Genomic DNA, 23,251 nt, shown 5'->3' with positions numbered 1-23,251 from the left:
ATGGAGGTAATTTATGGATTATAAGGAGAGATACAACGAGTGGCTTAACAATCTTTCAGACAATGACCCACTTAAGGCTGAGCTTATAAACATAAAGGATGATGATAAGGAGATCGAGGACAGATTCTATCAGGATCTTTCATTTGGTACAGCTGGTCTTCGCGGTAAGGTTGGCGCAGGTACTAATAGAATGAATTTCTTAACAGTTGGAAAGGCATCCCAGGGAGTTGCTGATTACATCGTATCTAAGGGTAAAGAGGCTTGCGACAAGGGTATTATAATTGCCCATGATCCAAGACATTTTTCAAAAGAGTTCTCAAAGCTTGCTGCAGGTATCTTTGCAGCTAATGGAATCAAGGTTTATACCTTCCCAGATTTAAGACCAACACCAGAGCTGGCCTTCATGATAAGACGTCTTGGAACAGTTTCTGGTATCAATATCACAGCTTCACACAATCCAAGAGAATACAACGGCTACAAGGCTTACTGGGACGATGGATGTCAGGTTTCATCAGAGGTTGCTGATGGCATGACAGACAAGATCAATGCTGTTGATATCTGGAATGGCATTAAGACATCAGATTTTGACGAGGGTGTTAAGAGTGGAATGATCACTATTCTTGGACCTGAATATGATAGAGAATACCTTGATAAAATCGAGGGAATGGCTATTCATGAAGGGGATGAACTGGATCTTTCTATTCCTCTTGTTTACACACCTCTTAACGGCTGTGGATCTATCCCATTTAGACAGATGCTCACAGACAGAGGCTTTAACAACTGGAAGATAGTTCCAGAGCAGGAGAATCCAGACCCAGACTTTACTACGGTTGGTTACCCTAACCCTGAGGATCCTAAGGCATTTAAGCTTTCTGAGCAGTACGGAAGAGAGTTTGGCGCTGAGCTCCTTATGGCAACAGACCCTGACTCTGACAGATTTGCCATTGAGATCAGAGATGACAACGGCAATTACATTCCACTTAATGGTAACCAGACAGGATATCTTCTTGTTAACTATGTTCTTGAGGGTAGAAAGGACGCTGGCACACTTCCAGCTAAGGGAGCCATTGTTAAGTCCATCGTTACTTCAACACTTTCTACAATCATGGCTAAGGCTTATGGTGTAGAGATGTTTGAGACACTTACAGGCTTTAAGAACATTTGTGGTAAGATTCCTTACCTTCACGAAAACGGATACACATATCTCTTTGGCTATGAAGAGTCAGTTGGATACGCTGTTTGTGAGGATATCCGTGATAAGGACGGAATCTCAGCTGGTATGCTGGTTGCAGAGGCAGCAGCTTACTATCGTAAGCAGGGCAAGACCCTTTGGGATGTACTTCAGGAAATCTACGCTAAGTATGGCTTCTTTGCTGAGGATGAACCTAACATCGTTCTTGAGGGAATTCCTGGAGCTCAGAGAATCCAGCGTATGATGAAGTGGTTTAGAGAGAATATCCCTACAGAGGTGGCTGGAGCTAGGGTGGAGAAGGTTATCGACTACATTAACGGCTATGAGGATATTCCACCTCAGAACGCCATCAGACTGTTCCTTGATAACGGCTCCTGGTTTGCCATCAGACCTTCAGGCACAGAGCCTAAGATCAAGTTCTACTTCTACTCAAATAGAGATAGCAGAGAGAATGCCCTTGAGACCAACAAGAAGGTTAAGGACGAGATCTTTGCCCTGATCAACTCAGTAGAGTGATGTGAATAGATACAACAATATTTACATGTGGTGAAAAGAACTATGGCTGCTAAGAAACTTATGATTCAAGGCACCATGTCCGGAGTTGGAAAGAGTATATTAACCGCAGGATTATTAAGGGTGCTTGCTCAGGATGGATACCGGGTGGCACCCTTTAAATCGCAGAATATGGCCCTTAATTCCTTTGTTACAAGGGATGGGAAGGAGATGGGAAGAGCCCAGGTGGTTCAGGCCTATGCCTCCTTCAAGGAGCCCTCAAGCGATATGAATCCCATCTTGCTTAAACCTTTGGGTGATTCCACATCTCAGGTAATAGTAAATGGCAAATCCATCGGCAACATGAAGGCAGCAGACTATTTCAGGATGAAAAGAGAGCTGATTCCTGACATAAAAAAAGCCTTTGAAAGACTCTCAGCTGAAAACGACGTGGTGGTTATTGAAGGGGCAGGAAGCCCGGCAGAGATTAATCTAAAAGAAAATGACATAGTAAACATGGGGCTTGCAAAGATGCTGGATGCTCCAGTTCTTTTGGTGGGAGATATTGACCCAGGCGGAGTGTTTGCTCAGCTCCTTGGAACAGTTAAGCTACTGCCAGAAGATGAGGTGGACAGGATTAAAGCTCTTGTCATCAACAAATTCAGAGGCGATGTTAAGCTCCTTGAGCCGGGACTATCCATGTTTGGAGAGCACTGTGACATTCCCTTTGCTGGAATTGTTCCCTATGTGCCACTAAACATTGATGAAGAGGATAGCATCTCCAAGAGGCTTCGCGGAGGCGCTGGAAGAGATGGATTATCCAGTGGAGAGCTTGCTACTAGAATGGATGATCACACAAACGGTGATGTACTGCGCATCTGCGTAATCCGCCTTCCATATATCAGTAACTACACTGATTTCGACAACTTGGAGAACCTTGAAAAAGTTCTTTTTACCTATACAGATGACCCGGAGGTTGTGGCATCGTCCGACCTTGTTATAATCCCAGGAACCAAGAACACCTTGGGAGATCTTAAGTGGCTCCGGAAAAAGGGCCTTGATAAGGGGGTTCTTGATGCGCATCGTAAGGGCAGGATAGTTATGGGAATCTGCGGCGGAATGCAGATCCTGGGAAAAGAAATATGTGATCCGGAATGCCTTGAGGGCGGCGGAACAGAAGCAGGGCTTTACTTACTTCCAATTTCCACAAGCTTCCAAAGTGATAAGACCCTTAAACAGGTTGAGAAGAAGATAGAAAGTCTTGATGAGCCATTCAAGAGCCTTTCTGACATATCTATTAGAGGTTACGAGATCCACATGGGAAAGACCACTGGGCTATCACCAGACTCAGTGTTTGCTGCATCTGGCAATGTCCTTGGCACCTATGTTCATGGAATCTTTGACAGCCCTGAATTTACCAGTGCTCTTTATGAGATTGCTTGTATTAATAGGGGGATTGAACCCACTAAGCAGTCTCTAGACAGTTCTCTATCCCTTCAGAATAAAGAGCTGGATAAGCTGGCGGATGTGCTAAGACAGAGCCTTGATATGGATATGGTCTATCGGATCATTGGAGAAATAAAATGACTATCAATGAATTGCTAGGAATAAGTATTGATAAGCCAAATACGGAAGTTTATACCGCCTGTAAAAAGAACTTCGATTCCATCGCCAAGCCCATCGACGGCCTGGGGGATTTCGAAGACCTGATCTGCAGGCTGGGTGCCATCTATGAAAATGAAAGATTTGCCATAGACAAGCGATGCGCCGTTATCATGTGCGCAGACAACGGAATCATAGAAGAGGGCGTATCCCAGTGCGGCAAGGAGGTTACGTTATCTGTAGCCAAGGCCCTTTCTGCAGGCATCAGCTCTGCCAGTACCCTTGGTAAAAGCGCCGGTGTGGATATTGTACCTGTGGACATCGGAATTGATTCAGACGAGATAATCCCGGGGCTTCGTGGTCACAAGATTTCCAAGGGCACCAGGAACTTTTTTAAGGAAAAGGCCATGACAAGGCAACAGGCTCTTGATGCTATAGAGACTGGCATCAATCTGGTAAATGAGCTTACTTCAAAAGGCTATAGAATCATAATTACCGGAGAGATGGGAATTGGGAACACCACCACCTCTGCAGCTGTTTTGTCAGCTCTTTTAACAGAGGATAGCGATCAGCTTACAGGTAGAGGTGCCGGCCTTTCAGATGAGGGACTATCAAGGAAAAAGGAAGTAATTAAAAAGGCCCTTTCCATGTATGATTTTCAAAAGATAACAGAGCCTAAGGAAAAGGCACTAGCCGTTCTTGAGTCTGTGGGAGGCCTTGATATTGCAGGCCTTGTTGGAGTGTTTATCGGATGTGCAATCTGCCACGTACCGGCAGTTTTAGACGGTGTCATCAGCGCCAGCGCTGCGGTTATAGCGGGGGAGCTTGTCCCAGGCTGTAGAGACTACATGATCGCCTCACACCTTGGAAGAGAAGCAGGCAACGAAAAGGCTCTTAATTATTTAGGACTTAAGCCATATATTCTTGGAAATATGGCTCTTGGAGAAGGAACTGGCGCAATAATGCTGATGCCACTAATTGACATGGTGTATGATTATTATATGGGTGGCAGCTCTTTTTCCGATATTGCAGTTGAGGATTATCACAGATTTTCCTGATGTGATATAGATAGCTAGAGTTTAGCAGATATTGTTGTAACTGTTGTGATGTTCTTTGTTGACAATGTTTGTCAAGGATTGGGGGTATTATGGTCTCAATGATAATTGGTAAGCCTGACAGTGGTAAGTCCAGAATGGCAGAAGACATGGCTGTTTCGCTCTCTGGTGGCAACAGAAAGGTCTACATTGCCACTATGATTCCCTACGGGAAGGAAGGCCAGGAAAGAATCGAAAGACACCGTAAGATGCGTGAGGGCAAGGGGTTCGAAACTATCGAGTGCCCACGTAATCTGCAAAGACGCTTTAGCGGTAATGAATATGCCGATTCTACAGCTATTGTGGAGTGTATTGCCAATCTTACAAGCAATGTGTTATTTGGGGAGAGCCTTCTTAAGGACGATCTAGCTGAGTATATTGCCAGTGACGTATCTGCCCTTACCAAGGTCTTTAAGAACCTGGTGATCGTGTCCAATAACTATGAGATCAAGGAAGACTACGATCTTGAGACCAGGAAGTATATTGAGCTTATAGGCAAGGTCAATGATCTTCTTAAAGATAGCTGTGACAAGGTCTATGAGCTTAGCGAGGACGGCAGTTTTGTGGAGACTGATAAATGAAATTCTTAAGAAATCTAATTGTTTCTTTTTCGTTGTATTCCAGAATTCCAATGCCACAGTTTAACTGGGAAGAGGAGGACATGGAGCATGTTCTTGTGTTCCTTCCCTTTGTTGGCACGGTTATTGGAGGACTAGTATTACTTGTGGATCATTTCCTTGTAATGTTTGATTTTTCGGGCGTTTCCAGGGCTATAGCCCTTTCTCTTGTGCCAGTTCTGGTGACGGGAGGATTTCACCTTGACGGTTTCATGGATGTTACGGACGCCCTTAGTTCTTTTGCCGACAAGGATAAAAAGCTGTCTATTATGAAGGATCCTCACATTGGAGCCTTTGCGGTGATCGGACTCCTTACCTATTGCATGGTGTGGTTTTTGTCACTAGAGACCATGATTGGAACTGGTTCAATCATGGCTATTTATGTTTTTGCCATTAGCTTTTTTGTTTCCAGGTGCTTCTGCGGCATTACCAGCATCTGTTTAAAAAGAGCTAAAGAAGGAGGCATGTTAAGTAAGGAGGCAGGAAAGGCCAAAAAGCTTGACGTGATCATCCTTGCCATAATGGGAATCGGGGCAGCAGTATTTATGGCCTATCTAACCCCTTATATAGGCGGAATAGCTGTTGTTTCAGCGATTTTGTTTACTGTTTTTTATCAGAGATTATGTGAAAAGAACTTTGGCGGAGTTACCGGAGATACTGCAGGCTACTACGTTTGTATGTGCGAAGTGATTATGCTGGTGGCTATCGCAGTGGCGGTTAAGATACTGGGGATGTAATTAATATCTTGATTTACTTAATAGTTGATTGTTTGGGTGTTTTTATGTTGTATCATCTACTTGCGTTTGTTTTGGGAATTGCTCTGGATCTTGTTATAGGGGATCCTCATGGTTTCCCTCATCCTATAAGACTTATTGGAAGCTTAATAGCTTTTTTTGATAGACACAGGCCCAGGGGCAGGGTAAAAGAGCTACTTTGGGGCATTGTCATGAGTGTTATGACAGTTCTTTTAACAGGAGGCGTTACACTGGGAATCCTGGTGTTGGCTTACAGGGTTCATGTGGCCCTTGGTGTGATAGTAGAAGCCGTAATGACTTGCTATATCATGGCGGCCAGAAGCCTTCAGGTGGAGAGCATGAAGGTGTACCACGCCTTTAATAATGGCGATGTGGAAGAGGCCAGACGGGCAGTGTCCATGATTGTTGGTCGAGACACAGATTGCCTTACCGAGGAGGGGATCATCAAGGCTGCGGTGGAGACTGTGGCAGAGAATACCTCTGATGGCGTTATCGCGCCTATGATCTATACATTTCTTTTTGGTCCGGTGGGAGGCTTTGTCTACAAGGCTATTAATACCATGGATTCTATGACTGGCTACCACAATGATAAGTATGAGTATTTGGGCAAGGTGCCGGCAAGACTTGATGATGTTTTTAATTTTATTCCAGCCAGGATCAGCGGTCTTTTGATTGTACTGGCAGCTTTTGTTCTTGGAAGAGATTATAGTGGCAGACGAGCTTTCAAGATATTCATAAGGGACCGTTACAACCACAAGAGCCCAAATTCTGCCCAGTGCGAAAGTGCCTGCGCTGGTGCGCTTGGACTTAGACTTGCTGGAGATGCGGTGTACTTTGGGAAGGTTGTTAAGAAGCCTTTTATAGGAGATGCGGTAAGACCTATTGAGAATAAAGACATAGCAAGAGCCTGCACACTGATGTATGGAGCGGAGTCCATCTGTCTTGTGGTGTTACTGATTGTGGGGGTATTGTTTATAGCTTGATTAGCTATTGATAGTAGATTAGTTGCTTGCGTGAAATTATTGAGAATACAGAAACAGGGGTGAATACATGAAAAAGGGACAGGGCGTTATTTCTTTCCATTCAGGAAGTTTTAGTACTGTGTCTACTATTGATGAGATATTGCGGTAATCAGATGCTTATTATCTTCGTGACTTTTAATGGCAATTCGATAGTAGCCTTTACCCAGCCCTTCGAAATTGCTACAGTCTCTAATTAAGATTCCCTGGGATAGGCATATTTCATAGAGATCAAGGTCAGACCTTATCAGAATGAAATTAGTGTCGGAAGGGTAGATAGTGACTTTTTCTGGGAATAGCTCTAACAAGCTATTGATCAGGAAAGCACGTTCTCTTTCTATTATTTCCACTGACTTCTTCTTAAAATCAGAATGGGCTAGCTCTTTTGCACAGGCTACGCCTACGTTCTGGGCAAAGACTGACATGTTCCACTCAGGAAGAACAGTCTTAAGCCTATCTATATTCTCTTTGCAGGAAATGCAGAGGCCTACTCTTACTCCGGGAATGGAAAAGAGCTTAGTATAGGCGTCGACTACGAAGAGATTCTTAAATTCATTTACAAGGTCCTTTACGGATTCTCCCTTTGAAGACAAGTTAAGAAAGCATTCGTCTACGACTAAAGTGGCGCCTAGGTCGTTAGTTCTTTTGACAATTCTAAGCATCAGGGCTGGATCAACAGACTGGCCTGTAGGGTTATTGGGATTAGCAAGGAAGATGATGTCTGTATCAGGAGTGATAGCATCAAGGAAATCCTCAGCGAGCTTGAAGTCGTTGTACTCTCTAAGGGGATATGTAGTTACCTTGCAATCTGGCTCCCTTAAAAGAGCATGTGTATACCCGTAAAAAGAGGGTGCAAGAAGTAATGCCCTTTGAGGCTTTATGGCAGATACAATTGCTGAAAACAGCTCAGAAGCGCCATTTCCTCCTACTATATTATCAGCGTTGATTGAATTGGAGATGCGTTCAGCCACAGACTCCCTAAACGCAGTCTGCCCAGCATCTGGGTATTCTGCGATATGATCAAAGCTATCCTTAAGCGCAGTATAGACAGATCCTGGGCATGGATACGGATTTATATTGACTGAAAAGTCCTGCTTTATTTTATTTTTTAATTCCTGTGAATATATTTCGCCGCCGTGTTTCATTTTTACTGCTGAACAATTCCTCCGTTAGGGGATAGCACCTGACCTGTAACGTAAGGAGCACCAAGAAGATATTCAAGAGCGCCTGCAATATCAGATACATCTCCAATATAACCCTGAGGAATAGTTCCGGCAAGAGCCTTAAGTTCATCCTGATTAACGCCTCTTAGCATATCGGTCATGATCATTCCGGGAGCTATGGCATTTACTCGTACTCCTCTACCTGCAAATTCAAGGGCAAGAGCTCTTGTAAGACCGATAATACCTGCCTTGGAAGCGCAGTAGTCAGCCTGGTTGATAACACCAATGAGGCCACCGATAGAGGATGTATTAATAATACTGCATTGATTATCCTTACTACTGTGATTGACCATATATGGCAAAACGAGATGAGTCATATGAAGGAAACTCATAAGGTTAGTATTGATTACCCGCTCATAATCCTCGCGCTTAATATCTATCCAATTGCTGTTGTTGGTGATTCCGGCATTGTTAACAAGAACATCGATATTGTCGCCAAACTTATCAACAGCAGCCTTTACCAGGGCTTCGCAGTCCTCGTATTTACTTACATCAGCTCTTACTACCAGAGCTTCTACGCCGTACTCCTTAACAAGCTTATCTGCAATATTGTCAGAAAGAGCTTTAGAGCTCTCACTTCTGTAGTTGATAACAACGTTGTAGCCAAGTTCCCCCAGCTTCATGCTCATAGCTTCTCCGATACCTCTTGAGCCACCAGTAATAATTGCTGTTTTTCCCATACCTTCTCCTTTCGTAGAGCCAATCCATGCGGATGGCATTAACTAGTAACTAATTCTATTATAAAATAATGTTTATATTTTAACAATCCTCCGATTGCCCATTTTTCCTAAATAAATATATGTTATACTCAAATAGATTTTTAAATTAGAGAGGTAATGCACATGAAGTTTTCAGAATTTCCTTACGAGAGAATTGATATGGACAAGGTGGGACAGTTCTTTTCCCAGCTTATCGAGGATTCCAAGAATGCTAAGAGTGGTGAAGAACAGTTTGCACTTCACAAGAAGTACTACGAGTTCTATGGAGATCTTTTGACTAATGCCAAGATCGCTGAGTTCCGCCATTCTGTAGATACAACAGAAGAATTCTATGCAAAAGAAAAGGAGTACATCGATGAGATCTGGCCTCAGATTCAGCAGTATTCCAATGATTACACCAAGGTGATCTACAATTCACCATACAGAGACTATCTTGAGGAGAAGATCGGCAAGGTTGCCTTTAAGAACATGGAGCTTTCTTTCAAGGCAATCGATGAGAAGATCCTTCCTCTTATGCAGGAGGAGAATGCCCTTGTCAGCAGGTACGACAAGCTCATCGCTTCTGCCAAGATTCCATTCGACGGAGAGGAGTACAATATCTCACTTCTTCGTAAGTTCCTTACAAGCCAGGATCGTGACACCAGAAAGCGCGCATGGAAGGCTCTTAGCGAGTATTTCCTGTCAGTAACTGATGAGATTGACGATATCTACGATCAGCTTGTTAAGAACAGAACCAAGCAGGCTAAAGAGCTTGGATATGACAACTACGTTGAGCTTGGCTACAACCGTATGATGCGTAACTCTTACAGAAGAGCTGAGGTTGAGAATTTCAGAAAGCAGGTTAAGGAGAGCTTTGTTCCTTTCGTTGTTAAGATTCAGGAGCAGCGTAAGGCTAACATCGGCGTAGATGAGCTTAAATACTACGATAACGACGTATTCTTCAAGAACGGTAATCCAGCTCCTATCGGAACACCAGAAGAGATCATGAAGTCTGGACTTGAGATGTATAAAGAACTGTCTCCAGAAACAGCAGAGTTCTTTGATTTCATGATGGAGAGAGAGCTCTTTGACGTTCTTGGCAGAAAGACCAAGAAGCAGGGTGGATATATGGACTTCCTTCCTAAGTACAAAGCGCCATTTATCTTTGCTAACTTCAATGGAACAAGTGGTGATGTTGACGTTATCACTCATGAGTGTGGACACGCTTTCCAGGGCTATGTGACAAGAAATGAAGAGATCATGGAGCACAACGACCTTACCATGGAAACAGCTGAGATCCACTCCATGTCTATGGAATACTTTACTTATGGCTGGATGGATAAGTTCTTTGGTGACAGATCAGATGATTATCTTAAGATGCACCTTCAGGATTCAATCACATTTATCCCTTACGGATGTATGGTTGATGAATTCCAGCACATCGTATATGACAAACCAGAGATGACTCCAGCAGAGAGAAAGCAGGTTTGGAAGGATCTTGAAAAGACCTATAGACCTTGGCTTGACTTTGATGGAGATGAGTTCTTCTCTGAGGGCGGTTTCTGGCAGAAACAGGGTCACATCTTCTGGAATCCTTTCTACTACATCGATTATGTTCTTGCCAGCGTAGTTGCTATGCAGTTTAAGGTTTGGATGGACAAAGACTACAAGGATGCATGGAATCACTATCTTGAGCTCTGCAAGATGTCTGTTAAGGACTTCTATGAGAACGAGCTTGAGGCTGTTTCACTTAAGAGCCCATTCAAGGATGGAACAATTGAATTCCTTGTAAAAGAGATGGAATCTAAGGTTTTAGACTAAGTTTCCTTAGAAAAGGCTCAGTTTATAGAAATTTTCTAAATAATTGGCACAAAAGTGTTAACTTTTAGCCTCTTTTTCCGATATAATAATAGGTAGCAGATAATATCTGCTACCGAATTATTAGAATATTTTGGAAAGGAGGAAATAAGTGTATGACAGCGACATGTGATGCCAAAATGGAAGTAATGGACTGCATTAGAAGGGACTGTGAAAATGAATATTATCCAGACCCTGAAAAAGTTGCTCATATTACCGGCTTACCTTTGGGGGTAGTTTTTGATCTTTTGATTGAACTTAAACACCAGGGTTGTCTTGGAAAGAGATGATTCTTTTATAGAAAATGGAGAATACCATGGAAGAGCAGCAATATTAAAGGACCTGTGCGTGATGGCATAGGTCCTTTTTATGTATCTATATTTGATTTTTGAGATTACTTACAACATTTCTACTGGCTCATGAGTAAAGTCATTGAAACCGTCTGTGTAGAGCTTCTTTACAAAGTCGATAGCTCTTTGTCCTGATTCCTCAATAGGTACATTCTGACTGTAAATATATTTCACCTCATCACCTGTTGAGAGAATGAAGTCGATCTGTGTTCCACTTATCTGTCCATCACCAAAGTCCAGCGGTTTAACTTCTACGGCATTAACCTCTTTTACGATGCCTTCACCAAAAAGAACTCTCATGCAAAAACCTCCTTTAATAGATGTTCAAGCTACATACTTTATTTTATCACTTTATACGCTAAATTGCGATATATTTTGGCTAAATAGCGGATTTGTGGTATACTTAGCGTTGCGTAATAAATTTGTAATATTTTGAGAGGCTACGAAAATGACTAAGACAATGAAGAGAATTTGTGCCATAGCTCTTTCTACAATGATGTGTGTTATGGCTCTTACAGGCTGCTCATCTAAAGATAAGGCAGCAATAAAGGAAAGTGCAACAGGATTTCTTGATTCACTTAAGGACAACAACCTTGAGCAGATTGCTCAGTATTCCACCAAGGGTGTGGCTGAAGGCGAGTTTGTAAGATTGTTTGATTCTTCCTATATGGAGGAGCTCCTTAATGCCAAGAAAGGCGATGGAGAGATCAGTGACGAAGCAAAGACTAAGCTGGATGAGTTCTATGCACTCCTTGGAGGCATGATAGACAGCTACGAGATTACCGATGTTACTATCAATAAGGGCAAGAAGACAGCCACAGCTGAGGCAACCATTACTACTACATTCCCTGTGGATATTCAGAAATCTCAAGCGGTTCAGGATAAGATCTCAGCTGCTGTAGAAGAGTACAATACTCAGAATGCGGAGACTATCAATGCTCTTATAGCGGAGCAGGGTGAGGAAGCTGCTTCCAATGCGATTTTAAGTGATGTTCTTATCATTCTTATTGATTCATATACAGAGGCAATTACTTCAAGCCAGGGTGAGACCTACAGAATCAGTCTTGATCTTCAGAAGGACGACATTCAGGGAAAATGGCTTGTATCAGACGTTACAATGTATAGAGATAATGAAGATGGCACTGCTGCAGCAACAGAGGCAGCCCAGGAGACTGCAACTACAGGAGCAGCTTCCGATGCAGTTTCAGGCACATCAGCTAATTAAATATCGGGGAGAGTTGTATGAATCAGAAAAAAGTTGGAATTGGAAATAAAATAGGAACACTTATACTAGCGACCCTTTCTATGGGAGCTTTATTAGGGGTTCAGCTCGTGGTATCTCTGGTTTTTCAGATTTATTATGCTATTGAACCTGCAATGAAATATGGTGGTGACACAGAAAAATACATGGAAGAGTATATGGCTATCATTAAAGATAAGCTTACCATGATCACATTTGTGGCAGAGATTGTCTGTGTTGCTGTATTTGTGCTTTGGTATGTTCTTGCTTTTGTTAATAAGGACAAGAAGTTTAACAGATATATTCCAATAACTAAGAAGATGAATCCATTAAGCGTTGTTCTTTTGGCACTGGTAGCGTTCTTTACTTTTTCAATCACTAATCTTTTAGGATATGGAACTATAGCTCTTTTCCCAGATGCAGCTGATAAGTTTTCAGAAACAATGGAGCTGGCTCTTGGTAATGAACTGAACTTCTTTGGAGTTATGTCTGCAGCCATTCTTGCTCCTATCTGCGAAGATCTTGCCATCAGAGGCGTTGGTCTAAAGATGACAAGAAAGCACTTTACAGTTGTGTTCTGCGCACTTATAAGCGGAATTCTTTTTGGCGTAATGCATTTGAATATCATCCAGGGAATATATGTAATTCCAATGGGAGCTATTGCTGGTTATATATGCTATAAATACGACTCAGTTATTCCAGGAATTATTATCCATATGATAGATAATACAATGTCATTATTTGTTCCAAACCTGTTTCCAGAAGAGCCACCATATTTGATATTCTGCGCAATCCTTCTCGTGGTAAGTGGTGTGGCAGCTCTTTTACTTGCTAAGAAGCTTACTATCAAGGATCTTAAGTATGGCGTGATCTTGACATCAGATGGCACATACCTTCCTGGACATGAACCAATCATGCCAATACCAGTATATGTACAGAACCAGATGCCAATTCAGGGTCAGATGCCAGCAGGTGTTCAGTATCAAGCTCCAATGCAGAATCCAGTATATGTTCAGGGACAGGTACCAGTACAGAATCAGCCATATGTGCAGGGCCAGCCACCAGTTCAGAATTTCACAAACAATAATCAACAATAAAAAAGATGCCGGTGCTAATGCACCGGCATTTCTCATATAGTCATCAGCTTTGCATATCTTTAAGCTTGTTGGCCTGCTGGAAAATCTGAAGCAGGATTTCCTTAAATCCATCGAATTCTTCAACAGCCTTGTCAGAAGCAGTAGCTCCTTCGTTGGAAAGTGAAGCAACCTCTTCACTGGTGGCGGACAGATTAGAAATGCTATCGTTGATCTCAACTGTGGAATCAGCAATATACTTCATGCCCTCGCCAATTTCCTGGAAGCGATTAAGCATCTCGTTAACATTCTCATTGATACTGTTGAAGTTATCACCAACAGTCTCAATCATATCATTCTGCTCTGATACAGAAGCAACTGTATCATCTATGCTGGCCATAGCCTTCTGAACATCATCGTTAAGCTCATTTATAATGTTGGTGATCTGAGTTGAAGCGTTATTGGTCTCTTCAGCCAGTTCTCGTACATCATTAGCAACAACTGCGAAGCCCTTACCTGCTTCTCCGGCTCTTGCAGCCTCAATGCTGGCATTAAGAGCAAGAAGATTAGTCTGCTTTGCGATAGACATGATGGATCCAACAATCTTGGTAACTTCTTCAACTTTATTTATAACCGCCTGAGTAGCATCAACTGTTACCTGGCTGGCCTTTGCAACATCCTGTGATTTAGTCTTTAATTCGCCAATTACTCTTACGCCTTCTGAGACTGTGTTCTGAGCATTTTCAGATGCAACCTGCATATCTTTACTGCTTTGCTCTGTTTCAGATGTCTTTTCCTGAATCTGCTGAACTCTCTGAGCCTGACCTGTGATGGCCTGGGCTGTGCTTTCCATGCTGCTTGCAATATCTCTCATGCCGCTCTGCTGTGATTCAATGATGTTCTGCAATGACACCATGTTCTCCTGGGAGGAATTAAACAGATCTGTAATGGAGTTGGCAATATCAGCCATGGTGTTTCCTGTTTCCAGAGCTTTATCTGCGTTAGCCTTAATAACTGCGTTGTTCTCTGTATTGAAGTTGGTAAGAAGAGTAACAGTGCAAAGACAAGCAATAAAGGCAAGACCTAATGTAATAGCTGCAACAAGATATTCAAGACCCAGGGATCCATTTGTTACATAGACTTTTATCAAAGTGATTACATAGGAAAGAATAATGGCTCCAATACCTGCCTTACAAAGCTTTACATTAAGGTAAATGATACTACAGATAAGTATTGGAAGACCGAAGGCAAAGTATACCATGTTGTCCTCTGCGATAAGAAGAACAAAGTAGAAAACCGTAGATCCGCCCATAATAAGTACTGATCCAAGCTTGACGGTGGTAAATTTGAAATTACCTATAGAAACCATGGCAAAGGCAATTGCAGAGGAAATAAGAATGCAATACTTACCTAAAGATCCACCGCCTTTTGCAATGCTTATAAACGTTAGGATAATACCACAGAGGATGATAACTACAGTTACATAGAAGCTGTTGTTATTGGCACGACGATATTGTTCAGCGTTCATAAAAGACCCTTTCTGCAACAATGTGCATTGAATAAAACAGGATGAAAATATATAAAATCACATAATGATTCTAACATATTCATAATCGAAATAACGTAAGTTTAATGTTTTTTATAAGTATATTAATAGTTTTTTTAGACTATAAATTTACGAAATGTAATAAAATTATTGTAGGGTCACGATACAATTCAAACAATTGTATCTGCAATAATTAAAAATGTAGAGAGGGTGCGAAAATGAAAAAAATGAGTCTTAAGGCAAAGATGCTTTTATGTATTCTTCCTATCATGGCAGCAGCCATGATTCTGCTTACATATATAGCATCTAAGGAGTTGTCATCAAACATTCAGGACATCAATACTTCAGCAATGTTCCTGCAGTGTCAGGAAAGTTCTGAGGCTGTTGATTCCAAGCTTGCTGTAATCGAGACTACAGCAACCAATATTGCTGACATGGTATCTTCATCCTACAAATTTGTAGATATTAATAATTATGGTGATACCCTTACTAAGATAGTAACTAATAGTGATACTATTTTGGGAGCTGGACTTTGGTTTGAGCCAAATGCCTTTGACCCTGCTGAAAAGTACATGGGTCCATATTGGTATAAGGACAATGGAACCATCGTTGAGACTTGGGATTATAGTAATGCTGAGTATGATTATTTCAGCCAGGAGTATTATACAAATGCCAAAGCTCTTGCAAAGGGAACGGCATCAATTACAGATCCATATTATGATCCTACTTCTGGACTTGTAATGTCTACATGTTCAGCACCTATCTATGATGGTGATAAATATATCGGTTGCGTAACCGTAGATATGGAATTATCAAATGTTGAAACCCTTGTTTCAGAGATTAAATCAGGTGAAACAGGAAGGGCTATGCTTTTATCATCAACTGGTGTTTATATCTACACAGATGATGAGGCTAAGGTTCAGGATGGCGTAAACATTGTTGATGATGAGAATGCAGATCTTGCAGCCCTTGGTGCAAATATCGTGGCAAATGCAGGAGATTCTCCTTCAATGGCAGCATTCATGGAAAATGGCCAGAGAATCATTATTACATACATGAATGTTCCAGATGTTAACTGGAAGATTATCGTAAGAAAAGATATTGCAGAGCTGGAAGCACCTGTAAAGAAAGCTACAACAGCCCTTATTACAGTTATGATCATTGCATTAGTAGTAAGTGCAGTTATCATACTGATATTCGTAATGAGTATCGCAAAGAGTATCAACAGCGTTAAGGAATTCGCTAAAGTTCTTGCAAGCGGAGACTTTACTGTTGATAAGATCAAGAATAAGAGAGGTGATGAGCTCGGACAGATGAGCGATTCCCTCAATAACATGTATGAGAGTAACAGAGATGTTATCAGCAAGATTTCTGATGGATCTGTTCTTGTTAGTGAGACATCTTCAGGACTTGCAAATATGGCAAGCGAGCTTTCAACCCAGTTCACAGATATTCAGGGCAATATCTCCGGCGTGAACGATGCTATGATGTCTTCTGGAGCAGCTACAGAGCAGGTTAATGCTTCTGTTGAGGAAGTTAATGCATCTGTTCATCAGCTTGCTGCGGAAACAGAAAAGACAAGTTCAGATGCTGCAGAGATTAAGGAAAGAGCAAGAGAGATTGAGAGACAGTCCAAGGAAGCTCATGACTATGCGATTTCTATCGCAGAGCAGAGAGAACAGGATCTTGCTGAGGCCAATGAAAAGGCTAAGGTTGTTGAGCAGATTGGAACTCTTGCAGATACAATCGCTGAGATTGCTGATCAGATCAACCTCCTTTCACTTAACGCATCTATCGAGGCTGCAAGAGCAGGCGATGCAGGTAAGGGCTTCGCAGTTGTTGCTTCTGAGATCAATAAGCTTGCAAGCAGCACTTCAGAAGCGGTTGAACAGATCAGAGAGACCATCGACGGCGTACAGGGTGCCTTCGGAACACTTTCAAGCTCATCTGGTGAGCTCCTTGACTTCATCAAGGATACAGTTACACCTGACTATGACAAGTTCGTAGGACTTGCACAGCAGTACGGTGACGATGCTGGAGCATTTGGTGATTCCAGTGAGAAGATCGCTACCATGGTTGAAAATATCAGAGCATCCATGGAAGAAGTATCAAAGGCTATCCAGAACATCGCAGAGTCTACACAGGATACAGCAGATCTGTCCAGCAGGGTTAATGATTCTGTAATGGCAGCTGCAGACGTTGTGGACAATGTAAATGAAATGTCCGGCAAACAGAAGGATGTTGCCGGAACACTTGGAGAAATCGTAAGTCAGTTTAAGCTCAATAAGTAATTGAGAGCCAGAAGCTGATTGCTTCATCAAGCCAACCATCTACTTCTAAACTTTTGCCAAGACCATAACTATGACCGCCAGTACGGCCCAATTTGGACCGTACTGGTATTTTTTTATTAAGACAGGCCTCATAAAGGGACTTACTGTTTATAAATGGAACCGTAGGATCGTCCTCATTGGCGGTAATGAAAAGGGGAGGGCAGATCTCTTTTGACAGATGGTCCTCTAAGACATAAGGCATTACCTTATCCATGGTTATCTCACCCTCCACCAGGCGGTGCAGGAAGTCTCCAATGCCGCTTTTTACTGGTGAGCCAGCTGGTGCTTCGCTCCAGATCTTATAGAACATATCCATTTTGTGGGCTGGGTAACCAAGGAAGATAAGCTCAGGCTTTGGAAGTCCCATGGCCTTCCAGCCCAGATTGTCTGACGCCATTTCCCCTGCAAGGGTAGCTCCGGCTGAGAATCCTCCCATGATAAAAGAACTATCACTTACGTCGAAACGATCTGCATTATCAAAAATGTAAGATACAGCCCGGTACATATCCTTAAGCGCCTTATTAACTACGCCTTCCTGGGCAGTTCTGTACAACATAACAAAGGCAGAGATGCCCATTTCGTTAAGCTTTGCTGCAATAGAAAAGCCCTCTATCAAGGTCCACTGTCTTGCAAAGCCTCCCCCAGGGATAACAAGAGCAAATGCCTTCCCAGTTTTCTTTGTAATATCCGTTTCCTCTTTTCTTGGGAAAAAGAAAAGCTTTGCTTCCTGAAGCTCGTGACAAGCATAGATTTCCTGTTTGCTGTAAATGTAGTTAAGGTATTTGCTTCCATCAGGTGCCAGCTCTTTACAACGCTTAAGACCCAGTTCCATTTCTGTAGCTTCAAATCCGTAGGAATCAAGGGGCCGATTCAAATGATCTTCTGTTATATAGGACCAGAAATAGTCGGCGAAAACGCCGTATTCTCCAGAATCTATCAACTCTCTCAATGTTTTGTTCTTTAATGAGTTTTCCATTTCGTAATCCCCCGAATTATTAGCAAATAGTGACTAAAATCATGACAAAAATGAATTGGGCCATTTTGCAAACCCGCATAAATACATGATAGCACGATGTGGTTAATAAATTTTCATAAAAATCACCTGAGCAAATTATCAGTATTTCACAATAGACGTTGTTTTTAATGAGTGCTTAAAATAGATTTAGGGTTTTATTTTCTTACTTAAGGAGGCTACATATGCTTTGCACATGTCATTATTTTAGTCTAACTCTTGCACATAACGTTGAAATAAACGTGGTCGTGCCAACTCCCGAAGGAAACGAACAGATAACAGCCAGTGGCAATAACCTTCGCTACGATTATGAAAAGGGACTGCCAGTGGTATATCTTTTGCACGGCGCCTACGGCGACAACAGCTCCTGGATGAGATTTTCCCGTATCGAGAGATATGCTCAGGATCACAATTGCATAGCAGTAATGGCTGGCGTAGAGAACAGCTTTTATCAGGATATGGCCCATGGCGGCCAGTACTACAGCTTTATGACAAAAGAGCTGCCGGAGTACATAACAAGGATATTCCCAGCCTCTAAGAAAAGAGAGGACACTTACATCGCTGGTCTTTCTATGGGTGGATACGGCGCATGGTTCCTGGCTCTTTCAAGGCCTGATCTGTACTGTAAATCCGCTTCAATGTCCGGAGCCCTTGATATAGCTCTTTTACACGATGAGGCTGAAAAGGGCAACATTGACAATCCATTCTCCTGGGAGGATGCCTTTGGTGAAGCAGCCAAGAATCTTAGAGGAAGCGATAGAGATCTTTTCGCCCTTATTGAAAAGGATAAAAAAGATGGCCTTATCCCTGAGCTTTATCAGTCCTGCGGAACAGAGGATTTCCTGTATGTCCTTAACCAGAACGTTCACAAGAGATTGGAAGAAATGGGTGTATCCACAGTATACAGAGAGGTTCCTGGTCACATGCACAACTGGGATTTCTGGGATAGCGAGATTAAGCTTATTCTTGACTGGATGTTACCTGTAAATAGCTGATTCCAACTAAAGGGGGGAAGAGCAGATATGGATATTTGCAAGAAATTTGAATCTATAGAAAAGATAAATGAAGGATTCCTTGTTAAATTCGACAAGGCCTATATGAAGGTGTGCTTTGTAACTGACAGCATCATTAGGCTTAAGGTGTCCTTTGATGAAAAGAGCCTTCAAAAGCCGGAAGGATCCTATGTCCTTCAGCTTACGGCCTGGGAAGACAGACTGGACTTTTTGTTTGAAGGTGAAAGAGAGCATGTAAAGGCTCTTGACTGTAAGTGCGAAGAAAGGGAAGAAGAGATAGTTCTTTCTGCTGCAGATAAGAAGCTCTTTATTACCAAGAATCCGCTTAATATCAAGCTGGTGGACGGCGATGGAGATGTGCTTTATGAAGGGATTTCGGGGAATCCTTTTGTTAAGGACTCTAACAGCCGCGTCACTTCCTACTCTCGCATGAAGGAGGACGATGTTTTCTACGGCTTTGGTGAGAAGACAGGGCCTCTTAACAAGAATAAGGAGTTCCTTAGAGAAAGAGCTACAGATTCCTGGGCCTATGATCCAGAGAAGTGCGATACCATGTATAAGCACATGCCTTTCTATTTAAGACTTGACAGGGATACCAAGAAGGCTGCAGGTTTCTATTACAACAACTTCTTTGAGTCAGTATTTAACATGGGTAAGGAGAAGAGTAACTACTGGCCAAGATATACCTACTTCCAGGCTGATGGAGGAGATCTTGACCTGTTTATCTTCGCAGGCCCTTCAATTGAGAGTATTCTTGACGATTATACACGCCTGACTGGCCGTCCAGCCCTTCTTCCAAAAAGAGCTCTTGGCTATCAGGGATCATCCATGTACTACTCAGAGCTTGAAAAGGATTCTGACAAGGCCCTTATTGAATTCGTTGAAACAGTGCGCAGAAAGGGCTTTCCAATTGATGGCTTCCACTTATCATCAGGATATACATCAGTTGGCAACAAGAGATGCGTATTTACCTGGAATAAGGACAGATTCCCTGATCCTAAGGCCTACTTTGCAAGGATGAACGAGCTTGGAGCCCAGAATGTACCTAACGTTAAGCCTGGAGTTCTTTTAGTGCATCCTGATTATGAGAAATTCAAAGAAGATGGCGTCTTTGTAAAAGATAGTGAGAATGATAAGGAGCCTGCTGTAGGTGCATGGTGGGGCGGTCCTGGGTCTTTTTGGGATTTCACCAGTAAGAAGGGCAGAGAATTATGGAAAAAATATCTCACAGAAGCCGTCATTGATATTGGCACCGATTCTATCTGGGACGATAACTGCGAGTATGACAGTCTCTTAGATCACGACTGCATCTGTGATTATGATGGAGAGGGCGGAACAATTGGCGAGTTTAAGCCAGTTATGTGTACCATCATGAGTAAGCTTGCCTGCGACGCGGTAAAAGAGCATGATCCTAAGGCGAGACCATATGTGGTCTGCAGAAGTGGAAGTTCAGGTATTCAGAAATACGCCCAGAACTGGGTTGGAGACAACTTCACTTCCTGGAACAGTCTTAAGCACAATATTCCTACGATGCTGGGAGAGAGCCTTTCAGGACAGCCTAATATCGGCTGCGATGTTGGAGGTTTTGCAGGTCCTGCTCCTGAGGAAGAGTTGTTTGTACGTTGGGTTCAGCATGGAATCTTCATGCCAAGATTTTCAATACACTCAGCAAGTAGCGACAATACTGTAACTGAGCCCTGGATGTACTCAAGACAGACTGACAGGATCCGTGAGGCGATACTTCTTCGTTACCGCATGCTTCCTCATCTGTATTCTCTTGAAGCTCTGGCTCACGAGACAGGAGCTCCGATTATGAGGCCTCTGGTTTATGAGTTCCAGAACGACCCTAATGTCTATGAAGAGAACTATGAGTTCATGCTGGGAAAAGACCTATTGGTTTCCAATGTACTTGATAAGGGCCAGATTGTAAAAGATGTATATCTTCCAGCTGGAACCAAGTGGTACGACGTAGAGAACAACTTTAACTGCCATGAAGGCGGACAGATGATCTCTATCCCTGTAAATATAAACTCTATTCCAAGGTTCTTAAGGGAGGGAGCTATCCTTCCTGCAGCTATGAATCAGCTTATGAATGCGGAAAAGGACCCTGTAACCACACTGGGACTTACCTTTATTCCTTACACAGATGGAAGAGAGCATACTTCAACCTATGTTTATTACGACGACGATGGAAAGAGCAATGACTATGAAAATGGAGTATATAAGAAAACTACCATAACTATGAAAGGAACCGGAATCGCGGAGGTTTCCTTTAAGTCAGAGGGCTCCTTTACAGATTCCATCGAGAAGATTTGTGCAACTTTTGTACATAAAGAAAAAGCTCCTCTGTGGATATCGGTTGATGGTAAAGAACTCACTCACATTTTGGATAGAGATAAGTTTGTAAACACTGATAATTGCTGGTATTACAGCGAAACAGTAAGGTCAGCTTTAGTTAAATTCGACAATCCTAAGAAGGACATGACTATTAAGGTGTCTTTTGAGGAGTTTGATCTCATTGGTATGTAATACTTTGTGAATGTTGTACAAAAGTTTGCCATTCTTGCACTATGATATAGTGAATGTTTACGAAGCACATAATTCCAAGTATAATTTACTTAGTAGTTTTGACGAGACGGAATCCCGTTGATAACAAAATAGGAGGGGAACAAATGAAGAAGAAACTAGTATCAATTATGCTTTCCGGAGTAATGGTATTGTCACTTGCTGCCTGCAGTGGAAATGGTGGTGGAACAACTACTTCCAATGATACATCAGGAGATGCTAATCAGACAGAGAATACCTCATCTGAGTCACAGCCAGCAGCTACTCCAGTGGATTCACCACTTGCAGTTGGAACCTATGATCCAGCTACAGCCGGAGATGTAGAGCTCAACTTTGGTTGGTGGGGCAACCAGGTAAGAGATGAAGTTACTAAGAACGCCTGCGATTATTTTTCTGAAGTTTATCCAAATATCACTTTCAACTTAAATGCTCAGACATGGAACGATTACTGGCCACAGATGCAGACCTTTGCAGCCAGCGATATGCTTCCTGATATCATGCAGCAGGATTACGCTTTCATTGAGCAGTGGGTAGAGGCAGGTAACCTCCTTGACCTTACTCCTTATGTAGAGAGCGGTGCTCTTGATCTTAGCAACGTTTCTCCTAGTATCGTAGATACAGGAAGAAGCTCATCAGATGGACACATCTACGCTGTATGTGCAGGTGAGAATGCTCCAGCGCTTCTTTACAACAAGACACTTACAGATGAGCTTGGGATCGAAGTTCCAGATAACATGACATGGGATCAGTTCGCAGAGCTTTCTAAGAAGATCTACGAAGAGTCAGGATATGGTGTTATCTATGGTAATACCAATTCAGAGAACCCATTAACATATTATGCACGTGGCCTTGGACATCAGGCATTCTTTGAGGCAGACGGTCTTTCAACATCAGTTGAAGAGATGACTGGCTACTATCAGAGACTTCTCGATGGCGTATCAGAGGGCTGGATGTATGATACTAACAAGATTGCTAACGTAAGTGAAGCTACAATTCCTGAGTATCCACTTGTTTATGGTACAGATCCTTCAGTTAGAACATGGGTTGCATTTGCATTCTCTAATCAGCTTTCTGCTTATCAGGCAGCTGCTGAGGCTGACGGAATCGAGCTTGGTATCACAAGCTGGCCAGAGAACAATCCTACACAGGCTAACTACTTAAAGCCAGGTCAGTTCTTCTCAATCACAACAGATACAAAGAACCCTGATCTTGCAGTAGCATTCCTTAACTACCTTATCAACGATACACAGGCTGGTATCCTTCTTCAGGCTGAGCGTGGTGTTCCAGCAAGCACAAAGGTTGCTGCAGACATCGCAGATGCAGTTGGAGAAAAGGATCCTACATATCCTGTAATTGTTAAATACCTTGAGTTCGTAGCAGCTAACTCAAGCCCAATCTTCCCATCACTTCCTGGTTATGCAGGAACAGTTAATGATGATGCAATCAAGCCAACAGCTGATGAAGTACTTGATCCTAAGCCTTCAATCTCAGCAGAGGAAGCAGCTACCAAGCTGGTAGACAGCGCATCCAAGATTGCAGCAGATTATTAATTCCAAATAGTACGATTCTAAGG

Annotated in this window: 19 protein-coding genes; 14 read left to right on the top strand and 5 right to left on the bottom strand. The window is 42.5% G+C overall.

Annotation, left to right across the window (positions count from 1 at the left end):
* Positions 1 to 13: 13 nt before the first annotated feature.
* The 6 genes from T541_RS0108235 to cbiB all read left to right on the top strand — a co-directional run bounded on the left by T541_RS0108235 (position 14) and on the right by cbiB (position 6,735).
* The gene (locus T541_RS0108235) at positions 14 to 1,708 is read left to right on the top strand and encodes a phospho-sugar mutase (protein WP_026652267.1); all 1,695 of its coding nucleotides are present in this window, start codon (positions 14 to 16) and stop codon (positions 1,706 to 1,708) included.
* Between the two features lie 42 nt (positions 1,709 to 1,750).
* Positions 1,751 to 3,271, top strand: coding sequence for a cobyric acid synthase (locus tag T541_RS0108230; RefSeq protein WP_026652266.1), 1,521 nt, complete (start codon positions 1,751 to 1,753; stop codon positions 3,269 to 3,271).
* Positions 3,268 to 4,344 (top strand): nicotinate-nucleotide--dimethylbenzimidazole phosphoribosyltransferase, encoded by a 1,077-nt coding sequence (gene cobT, locus T541_RS0108225; RefSeq protein ID WP_026652265.1) that lies wholly within the window; start codon positions 3,268 to 3,270, stop codon positions 4,342 to 4,344. Before T541_RS0108230 ends, cobT begins: the two co-directional genes overlap by 4 nt.
* Positions 4,345 to 4,433: 89 nt before the next feature.
* Complete coding sequence (locus tag T541_RS0108220; protein WP_026652263.1) at positions 4,434 to 4,961, top strand: bifunctional adenosylcobinamide kinase/adenosylcobinamide-phosphate guanylyltransferase; 528 nt, start codon at positions 4,434 to 4,436, stop codon at positions 4,959 to 4,961.
* Positions 4,958 to 5,734 (top strand): adenosylcobinamide-GDP ribazoletransferase, encoded by a 777-nt coding sequence (cobS, locus tag T541_RS0108215; protein WP_026652262.1) that lies wholly within the window; start codon positions 4,958 to 4,960, stop codon positions 5,732 to 5,734. Before T541_RS0108220 ends, cobS begins: the two co-directional genes overlap by 4 nt.
* A 44-nt stretch (positions 5,735 to 5,778) precedes the next feature.
* Positions 5,779 to 6,735, top strand: coding sequence for an adenosylcobinamide-phosphate synthase CbiB (gene cbiB / locus T541_RS0108210; protein ID WP_026652261.1), 957 nt, complete (start codon positions 5,779 to 5,781; stop codon positions 6,733 to 6,735).
* 125 nt (positions 6,736 to 6,860) lie between these two features.
* Here the strand turns inward: cbiB and T541_RS0108205 are convergent, their stop codons facing one another.
* Positions 6,861 to 7,916, bottom strand: coding sequence for a pyridoxal phosphate-dependent aminotransferase (locus T541_RS0108205; protein WP_026652260.1), 1,056 nt, complete (start codon positions 7,914 to 7,916; stop codon positions 6,861 to 6,863).
* Positions 7,917 to 7,918: 2 nt separating this feature from the next.
* Positions 7,919 to 8,674: an SDR family NAD(P)-dependent oxidoreductase gene (locus tag T541_RS0108200; RefSeq protein ID WP_026652259.1), complete on the bottom strand. Its 756-nt coding sequence runs from the start codon at positions 8,672 to 8,674 to the stop codon at positions 7,919 to 7,921.
* Positions 8,675 to 8,836: 162 nt separating this feature from the next.
* On the opposite strand from T541_RS0108200, the gene T541_RS0108195 reads away from it, so the two are divergent.
* Positions 8,837 to 10,513 carry a M3 family oligoendopeptidase gene (locus tag T541_RS0108195; protein ID WP_026652258.1) on the top strand — a complete coding sequence of 559 codons (1,677 nt, stop codon included), beginning with the start codon at positions 8,837 to 8,839 and terminating at the stop codon, positions 10,511 to 10,513.
* 152 nt (positions 10,514 to 10,665) lie between these two features.
* Positions 10,666 to 10,839, top strand: coding sequence for a hypothetical protein (locus tag T541_RS21375; protein ID WP_155839482.1), 174 nt, complete (start codon positions 10,666 to 10,668; stop codon positions 10,837 to 10,839).
* Positions 10,840 to 10,947: 108 nt separating this feature from the next.
* Here the strand turns inward: T541_RS21375 and T541_RS0108185 are convergent, their stop codons facing one another.
* Positions 10,948 to 11,199 (bottom strand): hypothetical protein, encoded by a 252-nt coding sequence (locus tag T541_RS0108185; RefSeq protein WP_026652257.1) that lies wholly within the window; start codon positions 11,197 to 11,199, stop codon positions 10,948 to 10,950.
* Between the two features lie 148 nt (positions 11,200 to 11,347).
* On the opposite strand from T541_RS0108185, the gene T541_RS0108180 reads away from it, so the two are divergent.
* Both T541_RS0108180 and T541_RS0108175 read left to right on the top strand, forming a co-directional pair.
* Positions 11,348 to 12,124 carry a hypothetical protein gene (locus T541_RS0108180; protein ID WP_026652256.1) on the top strand — a complete coding sequence of 259 codons (777 nt, stop codon included), beginning with the start codon at positions 11,348 to 11,350 and terminating at the stop codon, positions 12,122 to 12,124.
* Between the two features lie 17 nt (positions 12,125 to 12,141).
* Positions 12,142 to 13,236, top strand: a complete 1,095-nt coding sequence (locus T541_RS0108175; protein ID WP_026652255.1) for a type II CAAX prenyl endopeptidase Rce1 family protein — start codon at positions 12,142 to 12,144, stop codon at positions 13,234 to 13,236.
* A 43-nt stretch (positions 13,237 to 13,279) separates the two neighbouring features.
* On the opposite strand, the gene T541_RS0108170 is transcribed toward T541_RS0108175, so the two are convergent.
* Positions 13,280 to 14,740 carry a methyl-accepting chemotaxis protein gene (locus T541_RS0108170; protein ID WP_026652254.1) on the bottom strand — a complete coding sequence of 487 codons (1,461 nt, stop codon included), beginning with the start codon at positions 14,738 to 14,740 and terminating at the stop codon, positions 13,280 to 13,282.
* Positions 14,741 to 14,976: 236 nt separating this feature from the next.
* Between T541_RS0108170 and T541_RS0108165 the strand changes: the two genes are divergently transcribed.
* Positions 14,977 to 17,049: a methyl-accepting chemotaxis protein gene (locus T541_RS0108165; RefSeq protein ID WP_026652253.1), complete on the top strand. Its 2,073-nt coding sequence runs from the start codon at positions 14,977 to 14,979 to the stop codon at positions 17,047 to 17,049.
* On the opposite strand, the gene T541_RS20670 is transcribed toward T541_RS0108165, so the two are convergent.
* The gene (locus T541_RS20670) at positions 17,039 to 18,064 is read right to left on the bottom strand and encodes an alpha/beta hydrolase (RefSeq protein ID WP_026652251.1); all 1,026 of its coding nucleotides are present in this window, start codon (positions 18,062 to 18,064) and stop codon (positions 17,039 to 17,041) included. The two genes, T541_RS0108165 and T541_RS20670, sit on opposite strands and share 11 nt — an antisense overlap.
* Positions 18,065 to 18,285: 221 nt before the next feature.
* Between T541_RS20670 and T541_RS0108155 the strand changes: the two genes are divergently transcribed.
* The 3 genes from T541_RS0108155 to T541_RS0108145 all read left to right on the top strand — a co-directional run bounded on the left by T541_RS0108155 (position 18,286) and on the right by T541_RS0108145 (position 23,228).
* A complete protein-coding gene (locus tag T541_RS0108155) occupies positions 18,286 to 19,095 on the top strand; it encodes an alpha/beta hydrolase (RefSeq protein WP_026652250.1) in 810 nt (269 codons plus the stop codon).
* Positions 19,096 to 19,122: 27 nt separating this feature from the next.
* Entirely contained in the window at positions 19,123 to 21,642 is a 2,520-nt protein-coding gene (locus tag T541_RS0108150) for a TIM-barrel domain-containing protein (RefSeq protein WP_026652249.1), read from the top strand.
* 143 nt (positions 21,643 to 21,785) lie between these two features.
* Positions 21,786 to 23,228 carry an ABC transporter substrate-binding protein gene (locus tag T541_RS0108145; RefSeq protein ID WP_026652248.1) on the top strand — a complete coding sequence of 481 codons (1,443 nt, stop codon included), beginning with the start codon at positions 21,786 to 21,788 and terminating at the stop codon, positions 23,226 to 23,228.
* Positions 23,229 to 23,251 lie beyond the last annotated feature (23 nt).

Source organism: Butyrivibrio proteoclasticus P6B7, from assembly GCF_000622085.1.
Lineage (GTDB): Bacteria > Bacillota > Clostridia > Lachnospirales > Lachnospiraceae > Butyrivibrio > Butyrivibrio proteoclasticus_A.
Note: the sequence above shows the minus strand (reverse complement) of the source record. Positions and strands in the feature narration are given on the sequence as shown.